The organism is Aliiglaciecola lipolytica, assembly GCF_018860635.1.
Classification (GTDB): domain Bacteria; phylum Pseudomonadota; class Gammaproteobacteria; order Enterobacterales; family Alteromonadaceae; genus Aliiglaciecola; species Aliiglaciecola lipolytica_A.
In genome coordinates this window covers 14,205-26,775 of sequence record NZ_JAHKPT010000025.1, presented here as the reverse complement: position 1 = coordinate 26,775, position 12,571 = coordinate 14,205, and the positions used below count along the sequence as shown (strand labels likewise).

At 41.5% G+C, this 12,571-nt stretch carries 11 protein-coding genes; 5 read left to right on the top strand and 6 right to left on the bottom strand.

All coding sequences use genetic code 11. The features are described 5' to 3' along the window. Positions 1–156: 156 nt before the first annotated feature. Together rraB and KO530_RS12490 are read right to left on the bottom strand one after the other, a co-directional pair. Positions 157–510, bottom strand: a complete 354-nt coding sequence (gene rraB, locus KO530_RS12495; RefSeq protein WP_216048778.1) for a ribonuclease E inhibitor RraB — start codon at positions 508–510, stop codon at positions 157–159. Positions 511–545: 35 nt separating this feature from the next. Further along, the gene (locus KO530_RS12490; RefSeq protein WP_216048777.1) at positions 546–1,271 is read right to left on the bottom strand and encodes a 1-acylglycerol-3-phosphate O-acyltransferase; all 726 of its coding nucleotides are present in this window, start codon (positions 1,269–1,271) and stop codon (positions 546–548) included. 221 nt (positions 1,272–1,492) lie between these two features. On the opposite strand from KO530_RS12490, the gene KO530_RS12485 reads away from it, so the two are divergent. Further along, the gene (locus KO530_RS12485) at positions 1,493–2,641 is read left to right on the top strand and encodes an HD-GYP domain-containing protein (RefSeq protein ID WP_216048776.1); all 1,149 of its coding nucleotides are present in this window, start codon (positions 1,493–1,495) and stop codon (positions 2,639–2,641) included. A 62-nt stretch (positions 2,642–2,703) separates the two neighbouring features. On the opposite strand, the gene KO530_RS12480 is transcribed toward KO530_RS12485, so the two are convergent. Beyond that, a complete protein-coding gene (locus KO530_RS12480; protein WP_216048775.1) occupies positions 2,704–3,027 on the bottom strand; it encodes a DUF3718 domain-containing protein in 324 nt (107 codons plus the stop codon). Positions 3,028–3,600: 573 nt separating this feature from the next. Here KO530_RS12480 and KO530_RS12475 point away from each other — a divergent pair. Next, positions 3,601–4,365, top strand: a complete 765-nt coding sequence (locus KO530_RS12475; RefSeq protein ID WP_216048774.1) for a choice-of-anchor H family protein — start codon at positions 3,601–3,603, stop codon at positions 4,363–4,365. Positions 4,366–4,573: 208 nt separating this feature from the next. Further along, on the top strand, positions 4,574–5,275 hold the full coding sequence (locus KO530_RS12470; protein WP_216048773.1) for a DUF445 family protein: 702 nt from the start codon (positions 4,574–4,576) through the stop codon (positions 5,273–5,275). A 145-nt stretch (positions 5,276–5,420) separates the two neighbouring features. On the opposite strand, the gene KO530_RS12465 is transcribed toward KO530_RS12470, so the two are convergent. Genes KO530_RS12465 through pepA form a run of 3 tightly spaced genes read right to left on the bottom strand, consistent with a single transcriptional unit; the run spans position 5,421 to position 10,142 of the window. Further along, positions 5,421–8,186 carry a valine--tRNA ligase gene (locus KO530_RS12465; RefSeq protein ID WP_216048772.1) on the bottom strand — a complete coding sequence of 922 codons (2,766 nt, stop codon included), beginning with the start codon at positions 8,184–8,186 and terminating at the stop codon, positions 5,421–5,423. Then, a complete protein-coding gene (locus KO530_RS12460; protein WP_216048771.1) occupies positions 8,179–8,637 on the bottom strand; it encodes a DNA polymerase III subunit chi in 459 nt (152 codons plus the stop codon). The genes KO530_RS12465 and KO530_RS12460 overlap by 8 nt, the downstream gene beginning before the upstream one ends. Next, a complete protein-coding gene (gene pepA, locus KO530_RS12455; RefSeq protein WP_216048770.1) occupies positions 8,637–10,142 on the bottom strand; it encodes a leucyl aminopeptidase in 1,506 nt (501 codons plus the stop codon). The genes KO530_RS12460 and pepA overlap by 1 nt, the downstream gene beginning before the upstream one ends. 243 nt (positions 10,143–10,385) lie before the next feature. Between pepA and lptF the strand changes: the two genes are divergently transcribed. Together lptF and lptG are read left to right on the top strand one after the other, a co-directional pair. Next, positions 10,386–11,483, top strand: a complete 1,098-nt coding sequence (gene lptF, locus KO530_RS12450) for an LPS export ABC transporter permease LptF (RefSeq protein ID WP_216048769.1) — start codon at positions 10,386–10,388, stop codon at positions 11,481–11,483. Positions 11,484–11,485: 2 nt separating this feature from the next. After that, entirely contained in the window at positions 11,486–12,547 is a 1,062-nt protein-coding gene (gene lptG / locus KO530_RS12445; RefSeq protein ID WP_216048768.1) for an LPS export ABC transporter permease LptG, read from the top strand. The last annotated feature ends 24 nt before the right edge of the window (positions 12,548–12,571 follow it).

Genomic DNA, 12,571 nt, shown 5'->3' with positions numbered 1-12,571 from the left:
TTAACAGAACTCTAAACCATATCGCCTTGGGCTGTGGCAACACTAGAAACTTCAGCAATTAAGCCAACTAGAGGTTACGAATGCCTCAACTGAATCTCGAAAAGTTATTTATCATTGATTTTGCGCTTTTACTTTTGTATCACATAAAACCCTTAACTACTCGATAAAGTAAGTACCCCAACCATCGTAGTGTATATTATGTTTGTCAGCGATTTTTAGCAGTGTATCCGTATCTTTATTGATCAAATCAATATCTAGCATTCTTTCTACAACAGCATCAAAGCAGAATACGGTGCCACCATCGTCTAACATCAACTCTTCGGCATCACCCACTTCAAAACCCGCTTTGAAAGCATCTACAGCTGCTTTTTCGAGGACATCAAAATCAGAATGAGCAAAATGATATTCGATAGTGTGTGGCAATTCTGCATTGCTTCCGTCTTCAATTAAAGCTTCAACGGTTTCTTGATTAAATTCGTACCACTCTTCTTTTTGTTCTGCATTGCTCATTGGCTATCCTTCGTTGTTTATACTTTTGAGATAATCTATTTAACTTCGTCGATTTGTGCAACTTGATTGTCAAGTTCCGCAATCTTGATTTTCATCCGGTTATGGATTTCTTTGGCCCAAGTTTTGGCGTCATGTTGTTTATCCAAGATTACGGGCTCGCTCAAGTCAATAAGCAAAGTGCCATTATCCCATCGGTTCAACTGTATTTTTTGATGTAAATTACTCGTGCTTACCATCACGATAGGTTCGTTGACAGCTTGCGCAATTCTGAATGCTCCGGTTTTAAAACTTAATAGACCACGACCTCTACTTCGTGTCCCCTCGGGGAAAAAGAATACTGAAAGTTTGCGTTGATTAATTTTGTCTATAGTTTGCTTCAAAGTATCTTTAGCTCGTCCAGAATCTTTACGGTCAATCAAGATATTGCCAGATAACCAATACAACCAACCAAAAATGGGAATCAGTACTAGGCTTTTTTTGCCCACAGAAACAACGCCCTTTTGAGCGGAAAGACACACTGTGATGAGATCATAACTATTCTGATGGTTTGCAACAAAGACGAAAGGGCCACCATTTTTAACGCTGGTTGGCACATTGACCTTTACTTTCAAGCCTATCATGGGTGCAATAGCACCATATACCTTGCCAATAACATGCACGTTGTTACGATGAAATGGACGCACTAGGCACATCACAATCATTGCTAAACTTGCAAGTGTAAAATAGCACAAAATGAATATCACTCGTCCAATAGCTAACACGTGTACTCTCAAATAAAAAATGGGCGGTGAGTATACAATGTTTCTGATTAATACCAAATCTTAACCTAATCTAGTTATAAGCGACTTTTTCAGAAATTAACTCTGTTCACGGCAGTGCTTAACCAATAAAGTAGAGATATGCTGTGTAGATCGTGTTCAGATGGTCGATAACTATTAGTTATTATTGAACTTTGTGATATTGCTTGAGGTAAATCAAATTGATGCAAACCTTTACTCCAGAAGATCTTGATGATGATATCTTGAATGATCTCCTCGATGAAATTAATGAACTTTATGAGGCCAGTGAGCAAACTCTAATTGAATTGGAGCTGCGACCAGAAGACAACGAGCTGCAACGTTCGCTCTTTCGCTCAGTGCACACTATCAAAGGGGATTTAGGCTTAGTTAACTTTAAACCTCTGTTGCCGTTGCTCCAACACGTTGAAGACCTGCTCGATTTTTTACGCAAAAACCAAGTTAGATATACCAGTACAATGAGTGATCTGGTTTTGCTAACCATGGACAGAGTTAAAATCTTCGTGGAAAGTTGCTTCGAAAAGGGTTTTGCTCAGTACGATCCAGAGCTGTATCGTCTGTTAGTTAACCATGTAGCGAAAATCACCCCGGAAAATTCTGCTTCTCATGAGCAACTGCTATCTGATGCGGTACTGTTACTCAATCCTGATTTAGACCACACGGCAGCAGATGTTATCGAAGAAGCTGCAGGTGAAACCACACCATCGCGGTCAGTCACATTGGCTAATACCGGTATTCCTAAAGGGTTAAGTAATGAAAAACAAATGGACATTTTGTTTTTCAGAGAACTCATGAAACCGATAGAGCGACGTTCTATGTATTGGGAAGGCCGCGGAGATCGCATTGCAAAGTTGGCTTTTTATATCAATAGCATTGCGGGTAATCCAATTGAAGAAGATCAGCTTGCCGTAGCCTGTTATGTGCACGATTTTGGAATGGCCTTTATGCCTCTTAGTATTTTACACAAAGAAGGTAAATTGACTGCCAATGAGTTTAATTTGGTGCGTTCACACGTGTATAAGAGCTCAAGATTATTAGAACATCTTGATCAATGGAATAGTGCTCGAAAAATTGTGATGCAACATCACGAACGCATCGATGGAAGTGGCTACCCACTAGGTATTAAGGACAAAGATATCTGTGAAGGTGCAAGATTGTTAGCCATTTTAGATAGTTTTGATGCGATTACTCACAGTCGTGCTTACACTGGACATAATCAACAGCCTAAGAAAAGAGCAGTGGTTGAGATAAATAGAGCGGCGGAAGGTCAATATTGTAAAACTTGGCTTGGACATTTCAACCGAGGAATGGCAGTTTTACTTACCAAAGGATAATTTTGTTATAGAAGGATTTAGCAAGCTGGATTATTGATTTCCAGCTTGCCTACCTACAGTCACTATTCAGCCTGTGCAGTAATGAATGAACCTATTTGCGTAGCGTTGCGCTTTGCAGAAAATTCAACCAAAGATTGACCAGAACAAGTAACATTGTTATCAGCTAAAACACGCTTAAGAACACGCTTTCTAGAAGAACCTAGCTCGCCAACAAAACGGTTTAATGACAATTTGAAAAGCTCTACGTCGTTGTTGACTACTGCTTTACAAAATGATGCATACTCTAAATCACCAATGAATTTTACGCTTTCAGCAGAAGACTCTGAAGCTGAAGCTGTAAATGGAACAGATAGGGCAAGCAAACTTGCTAATACTAATTTTTTCATAATGGACACCTATTTAATAAATATAAAATAAATTTTGAATCACTGATTACCTAACCAGTGACTTTATTGTAATTAAATTTCAGTTTAATGTTGTTTTTATACTGTATAGGTTTGATTAAAATTGTGTTACACGCTTCCGGAAAACGTTACATTTGACTCTAAGTTATTGATTTAGTTGGTTTGTTAGGTTTTTCCATATATCATAAAGATATATCTTTTCTTATTTTTATATGAAAGTTGTATTGTAATTTAATTACAAAATGCCTTGCAGCCTATGTTTAACAAGGAGTTGTTAAAAGAATTAACTGTTTTTTACATCAAAACGCGAGAATTTAGGAATACCTTGCGCGGTAACTAAGCTCAAACTGGTTGTTGCTAGTCAATTTTTCGAAGCTTATTTGATGCACCAGTAGCAAGTAGCGTTCAGTTCTTTCGCTGTTTGTTGTTATTTGCTCACAGTTCGCGGAATAAAATGTGGGCTATAAGAACACAGTTAAGCATCCCTTCAGCTTTTATTCATCTTAATTGGTCCACAATGATTCTCAGATTAACAGGAAAGTTTTTGGAGTAAGCATGACCCGATTTACATTAATTAGTACTTTTTCACTAATGTTCTCAATCGCTTCGTTTTCAGCCTTGAGTGCGCAAAGTGATACAACGGAATCCATCAGTGTTACTTCTACAGAATCTCAATACGGTTCAGTGTTAGCTCAAGTGAACAAAAAAGGCGTACCGGGAAGTGTTCAAAAACAATCAATGGAGTCAGTTTCATTAGATAAAGCTGAAGCCCACAAAATGCGGCAAGCGGCAGCGCCTTTAACTAGGCCACTTGATCGTGATTTACGTATGGTCGAAGACGATCCTGATTTTTGGATTTACGATGCAACCGTATTTTTAGATATAGATCGCGATGCTGACGGATATTACTCTGGATTCACTCTGGAATTTGATGCCGACACTATTTATACCGAAGCGGAAGTTTATGCCCGTTTATATTTGGCAAGAGGTGACGTATTTGAAGAATATCACACTACCTCGCTATTTTTTATCAACGGTGATTCTAGTTCAGATAGCTATGTTATTGAGAGTGACCTGCAAACTGGTTTTCCTCCCGGTGATTATGAGTTGTTAATTGAACTCTATGACACCTATGACAATCGTTTAGTCGCGATCTCTGATGGATATAGTGATGCAGACTTAAGTTTACTCACACTTGAGAGTCAAAGTTACGAACAGCCACAAGTAATTATCGTCACTGAACACGGTGGAAGTTTTGGATTTCTTACCTTGTTGTTAATACCAATACTAATGGGAAGAGTATTTTTCACAAGAAGTTAGGTTTGGTTAGGTAAGATTTTCTGGGAGCTTAGGCTCCCTTTTTTTATGGGGCTAATTTGTACAAAGAAATTTTATTTAAGATCTTGAAGTTTTTGTATCAAACAATATCTACCTTGATATGCCAATTTGGGCTGACTTAGGCTAGCATGCTCGCCACAGTTTTGAATGTTGTATTAACTCACCCTTTTGTATTTAGCGGAGATTAAGTTTGAATAAAAGTATTGCCACTAATGGTTTGGCCGCATTGTTAGTGTTGGTTGGTTTCGGTTTAGATAATAGCATAGTGAAAACCGTGGGGTTATTTGCTTTGTCAGGGGCACTTACCAACTGGTTAGCCGTTCATATGTTATTTGAAAAAGTCCCTGGATTATACGGTTCTGGCGTGATTCCTGAGCATTTTGAAGACTTCAAATTAGGTATTCGAAATTTGATTATGGAACAGTTTTTTAATAGCGAAAATATTCAACGTTTCTTGACGGATAATAAACCTTCTTTAGCTATACATGTGGGCGCGCTGCTCAAAAAAGTGGATTTAAACCCCACGTTTGATTCGTTGATAGCGGTGATTAAAGAGTCTTCATTTGGGCAAATGCTTGGTATGTTTGGAGGTGAAGCAGCCTTAGAGCCCCTCAAACAGCCCTTTGTTACTAAAATGGAAACATCACTTGAAGGTATAGTTCAAGACCCAGCATTTATGGCTGCTCTGCAAGAGCAACTCGCTGGATCCAATTCCAATGACGATCTCATAGCAAATATTAATAAAATTGTTGAGCAGCGTTTAAATGAGCTCACGCCAACCATGGTAAAAGTACTCGTACAACAAATGATTAAACAGCATTTGGCTTGGTTAGTGGTATGGGGAGGTGTTTTCGGTGGTTTAATTGGTTTAATAGCGGCAATCTTTGTGTAGACCGAGGGATGGCTAACTTGATGACGACTAGGTATAAGCTGACTTAAGCCTTTTTCATTGTTCTCGCCAGTTAGCACTGAGCTAACTAGCGCAGAAACTAAAAACCCCGGTACAACCGGGGTTTGTGTTTAGAAAAAGATTAAACTCAGAGTGCTTGAATTGTATCTCGCTGTTCGTTGAGTTTATTTATCTGCATTTGGAAGTCATCCAATTTAGCTTTTTCTTTGTTAATAACAGCTTCAGGAGCATTGCTGACAAATTTCTCATTGCTCAGTTTACCTTGTGTACGGGCAAAATCTTTTTCGATTTTGTCCAAGGCTTTAGCAATTCGCGATAGTTCCGCGTCTTTATCTATCAGACCTGCCATTGGGATAAGAATTTCCATTTCGCCCACAAGTGCTGTCGCTGAGGCTGGCGCTTTATCGCCGGCTTTCAGCTCTGTAATGCTCTCAAGCTTCGCCATTTTTGCTAAGAAACTCTCACTCAAGTCTAAGCGAGACTGATCTTTGTCACTGACATTTTTTAAAAGTACATTGAGGGGTTTATTGGGTGATATATCCATTTCACCACGAATGTTACGTATTCCTACAATGAAGCTTTTCACCCATTCAATATCGGCTAATACACTTTCGTTTTGACGGGAAGTATCTAATTCAGGAAATGGTCTTTCCATGATGCTATCGCCTTCAAGCCCACATAAAGGTGCCACTCTTAACCAAATTTCGTCCGTAATAAATGGCATAATAGGGTGCATAAGACGCAACAGACTTTCCAGAACATTGATAAGTGTATGTCGAGTGCCTCGTTTTTGCGCATCAGTGCTGGTTTCAGCATTCAGAACTGGTTTAGACAACTCTAAGTACCAATCACAGAATTGATTCCAAGTGAATTCATACACAGCTTGGGCGGCAATATCAAAACGATAATCTTTGATCGCCGATTCAAATTCACTTAGGGTTTGTTGAAAACGTGCCCAAATCCATTTATCAGCGAGACTTAATTCCAACTCACCACCCTGAATGCCGGTATCTTGTTCTTCGGTATTCATTAATACAAAACGTGAAGCATTCCACAATTTATTGCAGAAGTTACGGTAACCTTCCACTCTGCCCATATCAAAGTTGATATCTCTGCTGGTGGATGCCATTGCTGCAAAGGTGAAACGCAACGCGTCAGTGCCATAGGCATTGATACCATCTGGGAATTGTTTTGTCGTGCGTTTGGTTATGGCTTTAGCTTTTTGCGGCTGCATCATGCCCGCGGTACGCTTTTCCAATAACGCTTCTAAGGTAATACCGTCAATTAAATCGATGGGATCAAGCACGTTGCCTTTCGATTTAGACATTTTATCCCCTTGCTCATCACGAATAAGTCCAGTGATGTATATTTCTTTAAAGGGAATCTTGCCGGTGAATTTTTTGGTCATCATGATCATTCTGGCTACCCAGAAGAAGATAATGTCGAAGCCAGTTACCAGCACTGAACTAGGCACAAAAGTTTCTAATTCCGGTGTCTCTTTCGGCCAGCCCATAGTGGCGAATGGCCAAAGGGCGGATGAAAACCAAGTATCCAATACGTCTTCATCTTGGCGTAAATTAACATCTGCGCCTAGATTGTGTTTTTCACGCACTTCGGCCTCATTGCGGCCTACGTATATTCCCCCTTTATCGTCATACCATGCTGGAATTCTATGGCCCCACCATAATTGACGTGAAATACACCAATCTTGAATGTTGTACATCCATTGGTAATAGGTCTTATTCCAGTTTTCTGGGACAAATTTTATCTCACCGCTTTCTACCGCTTCAATCGCAGGTTTGGCTAAAGATTCAACGGCAACATACCATTGGTCTGTTAAGTAAGGTTCGATTACCGCACCTGTGCGATCGCCTCTAGGCACTTTTAGTTTGTGATTTTCGACTTTAACTAAAATATCCGCCGCTTCTAAATCTGCGACAATTTGTTTACGCCCATCAAAGCGGTCTAGCCCTCGATATTGCTCCGGAGCGGTATCATTTATTTTTGCGTCTGCCGTGAAAATATTAATCATTTCTAGGCTATGGCGTTTACCCATCTCATAATCGTTAAAATCATGGGCTGGGGTAATTTTCACGCATCCAGTACCAAATTCCGGATCCACATAATCATCAGCGATTATCGGAATTTCTCGTCCAGTTAGCGGTAATGTGATGCTTTTACCAATTAAACTTTGATAACGTTCATCATCTGGGTGCACTGCCACGGCGGTATCGCCAAGCATTGTTTCTGGTCTTGTTGTCGCTACCACCAACTCGCCACTGCCATCCGTTAGCGGGTAGCGCATGTGCCACATGAAGCCATCTTCTTCTTCGTTTAACACTTCTAAATCAGACACTGCGGTGTGTAACACTGGGTCCCAGTTTACTAGGCGTTTACCACGATAAATTAGACCTTCTTCGTGCAATTTAACAAATACTTCTTGAACTGCTTCAGACAGGTCAGGATTCATCGTAAATGCTTCTCTTTCCCAGTCTGGAGAAGTACCTAAGCGGCGCATTTGTTGAGTAATATTACCGCCTGATTCCTCTTTCCAATCCCAGATTTTGTCGACAAAGGCTTCTCGGCCTAAATCATGGCGGGTTTTACCTTGTGCATTTAATTGGCGTTCTACAACCATTTGGGTGGCAATACCTGCATGGTCAGTTCCACATTGCCAGAGAGTATTATCGCCTTTCATTCGGTGATAACGAATCAGTGAATCCATGATGGTATGCTGGAAAGCATGTCCCATATGTAGGTTACCAGTAACATTCGGTGGTGGTAACAAAATACAGTAAGGGTCACCTTTTCCGCTGGCTTTAAAATAGCCTTTTTGTTCCCAGAGTTGGTAACGGGCTTGTTCGATATTCTGTGGACTAAAAGTCTTATCCATGTTGATTCTCATTAATGCTACTCGCGGGCAGGTTATGCATGTTTAATCCTGCTGCGCGGTATTGTTTATATCTTTCTCGAGCCTGTTGCTTAGCGGTTTCTTCTGCGGGCACAAAATCGAATATTTGTTTGAAGCGCTGAGCGTCGCTGGGCACTTGGTTGGCAAGGTTGATTACCACTGGCCTATTGCCGGGGTTATTCACCTGCCAGCATATTTCCACTGGAGCGCCTCCACTTGGGCCTTCGCCACTTAAATTGTGGGGGACAAAAGCCTCCAGTGGTTGCTGCCAAAGAAGCTCATCGAAGGCTTCAGCTGTTTTTTTATCGTCACAGATAACTAAACAACGGCGCTTATTACGATAGCTATTGGCGGCTAATTCACATGCTGTTAGCCAATGCGCAGGATGCTCTTCATCTGCTTTTTCTAGCATGTAAAAAGTAACATCAGTCATTACTCTTCAGTTTCCAGTCCTGCACGATTCATCAAAAACTGGGTCATCATAGGCACGGGTCTTCCGGTCGCACCTTTGTCTTTGCCACTGCGCCATGCCGTGCCAGCAATATCCATATGCGCCCAGTTATATTTTTTAGTGAAACGAGACAAGAAGCAGGCCGCTGTTATGGTACCTGCTGCACGTCCACCTAAGTTGGTCATGTCTGCAAATGGGCTATCCAGTTGTGATTGATATTCATCCCACAAAGGTAAGCGCCAAGCTTTATCACCACTTTGCTCTGAAGCATTTAGCAGTTCGTGAGCTAAAGGATTGTGATTACTCAATACGGCAGATGCATGGGCTCCTAAGGCAACGATACAAGCACCGGTTAAGGTAGCCATATCAACAACTAACTCAGGGTCAAATCTTTCTACGTAGGTCAATGCATCACATAACACCAAACGACCTTCGGCGTCGGTATTCAGAACTTCGACAGTTTGCCCTGACATGGTTGTTAGAATATCACCTGGACGATATGCGTTGGCATCGGGCATGTTTTCACAGCCAGCTAAAACGCCAATCACATTGAGTGGAATGTTCAGGGCGGCAATGGCATGCATAGTACCTAACACGCCCGCTGCACCACCCATGTCATATTTCATTTCGTCCATGCCTTCGCCTGGCTTAATAGAAATACCACCTGAATCAAAAGTCAGTCCTTTGCCGACCAAGACTACTGGCGCCTGATCTTTCGGGCCGCCATTGTGATGAATAATAGTCATAATCGATTCGTTAACTGAACCACGCCCGACAGCCAGATAAGAGTTCATTTGTAATTCGGCCATTTGCGCTTCATTTACCGACTCAATTTTGATGCTGGCGTAATCTTTTTCTAATATTTTTGCTTGTTCCAACAAATATGCTGGATTACAAATATTAGGTGGCATGTTAGCTACATCTCTTGTGGTTTTCATTCCAGCTGAAATAGCCAATCCGTGCTCAACAGCACGTTCGCCAGCAGGCAATTCGCGACGAGTCGGCACATTGAAAACAATTTTACGCAACGGACGACGGGGCTCGCCTTTTTTAGTTTTGAGTTGTAAGAAGGTGTATAGTGAGTCTTGAGTTGTTTCTACTGCTTGGCGGACTTTCCAATAAACATCTCGACCTTTAACATGCAGTTCACTTAAGAAACACACCGCTTCCATCGAGCCAGTTTCGTTAAGTGTCTTGATGGTTTTATCGATAATTTGCTTGTACTGACGTTCGTCTAATTCACGTTCTTTTCCGCAACCAACCAATAATACTCTTTCACTTAGAATATTAGGGACATGGTGAAGCAACAGCATTTGGCCGGCTTTGCCTTCCAAGTCGCCTCGTCGTAACAGGTTACTGATATAACCTTCGCTGATTTCGTCTAGTTGTTCTGCTACTGAGGTTAAACGTCGGGGTTCAAATACACCAACGACTATACAAGCGCTGCGTTGCTTTTCAGGGCTACCGCTTTTTACGCTAAATTCCATGCTAATTCCTCATTGTAATCGAAGTAACTGATGCTATGTTATTCAAATAATGACCAGCAATCAGTCAGCAATATATTTTCAGGATTGTCTGTCTTTTTGCTATTGCCTGACAGATTCGAAGAAATTCAAGTCCAAGAGTGGCTTTATTTAAAGTCATTCATACATTAAACTTGTCAAAACACTAAGTTTACTTAAAAATTCGCATCATGCCACTAAAAAAGCGACTTTTCCCTTGGACAAAAAGTGCTGATATTCCGCTATTTACTTAAAGAAACCGTAAAGTCACAATTGGCTGTGTTTCTTGTCATTATGGCCATTTTCCTCACACGTAATTTCGTGCGGGTATTGGCAGACGCCTCCGACGGCGAAATTCCTGCCAGTTTAGTGCTAGGCTTTTTGGCCTTGAGCACCCCTTATTTGGCATCTTTAATCTTACCCTTGAGCTTATTCCTCGGAGTGATGTTAGCCCATGGACGCATGTACGTAGACAGTGAAATGTCGGTGATGAGAGCCTGTGGCATCAGCGAATGGTATATCACTAGAGTGATGTTGGTGCTGTCGGTATTGATGATGGTAGTGACCGCCACTTTAACCTTGTGGTTGGCTCCCTTGTCCGTTGAAAGTGAATATCAATTGCAAGAAAAAGCCGGTGCCGAAAGTGGTTTGACTGCGTTAATCGCTGGTCGCTTTCAAGAAACGGCCAATCGTAAGGCGGTGATATTTGTCCATGAAATAGATTCAGATAATGCTTCATTGAACAAAGTGTTTCTTGCACAGCACGACAAACGCGACGAACAAGAGGTGCATATTGTCTATTCTCAAAAGGGTAAAGTCAGTTTGGATGACGAAGGCTCACAGCAATTAATTTTGCAACAAGGGGTTCAATATGAAGGTAAACGGGGCAAAAGGGATTACCGAGTTGTTGAATTCGATCAGTACCAAATTGAAATTTCAGAACGGGAAGCCGAACAAAAGCGCCGTAAAATGACCGCCATCCCGACTATGGATCTATTGGAGGATGACAGTATTGAAGCGATTGCTGAATTACAATGGCGGATTGCAATCCCGTTGTCTTTGCCTTTCCTTATTTTAATTGCTGTTCCATTGAGTTCAGTAGACCCACGGCAAGGCCGATTTGGCAAAATGTTCCCTGCATTATTACTTTATCTTGGATACTTTATGTTATTGATGGCAGGCAGAAAAGTATTAGAGGATGGTAAAATCCCCCCTGCTTTTGGATTATGGTGGGTGCATGCTGTGGTGTTGCTAATTGGAGTAACATTAGTGGTCAAAGGTCGTCCGATTGGAGTGCGGTTTAGAGCCGCGTTTGGCAGAGGGTAGGCATGTTTCGTATTCTAGATATTTATATTGCTCGCACCTTGCTTGGCACCACGGCGATTAGTTTGTCTGTACTTGTAGGTTTAAGCGCTCTGATTAAATTCGTAGAGCAAATGAAAAGCGTCGGCCGTGGCAGTTACGATATGACAGCAGCTGGTATTTATGTGCTGCTCAGTTTACCCCGCGAGTTAGAGCAGTTCTTTCCAATGGCCACCTTATTGGGCGGTTTGATCGGATTGGGTATTCTGGCAAGCAATTCTGAGTTGGTGATCATGCAATCGGCCGGGTTATCACGTTGGAATATCACAGTATCGGCAATGAAAACGGCCATTGTGATGGTTTTATTTGTGATGGCAATTGGTGAATGGGTGGCACCTGTTACCGAAGCAAAGGCCAAAGAAATAAGAACCCAGGCTATATCTGGCGGCAGTTTGTTTTCATCTGACAGTCTGGTGTGGGCAAAGGATGGTGATAACTTTGTGAGCATAGGTGAGGTTGTTGACCGCAATAATCTTATCGATATCAATGTCTACGAATTTGATTCAGATTTGAACCTTCGTCAGATTACGAGCGCTGAAAAAGCGGAGTTTGTGGATGACGTTTGGCGCTTAACAAACGTTGATTATACGTTTATTGGCGATAAGAAAATACGTGGACAAAATGTCAAGTTAGGCAGTTGGCAATCAACTCTCACTCCTGACAAATTGAGCGTGGTAAGTGTCAAACCCGAAGCATTATCAATTCAAGGTTTGAATGGTTACGTGCAATATTTAGAAAATAACAGCCAAGATTCGGGGCGTTATAATTTGGCATTGTGGCGTAAAATTTTGCAACCCGTGTCTATTGGCGTAATGTTGTTACTAGCCTTATCCTTTGTGTTTGGCCCGTTGCGCAGTGTGACTATGGGAGCTCGGGTCATTATGGGAGTATTAGCGGGGTTTGCGTTTTTCATTAGTAATGAAACCTTTGGCACCTTCAGCTTAGTCTTTCAACTGCCCCCTTTCCTCGGTGCAATAACGCCAAGTTTAGTTTTTGCTGCAATTGCCGGATTTTTGCTCAAACGCTAACCCCCAAAAATAAATCAAGGGGTA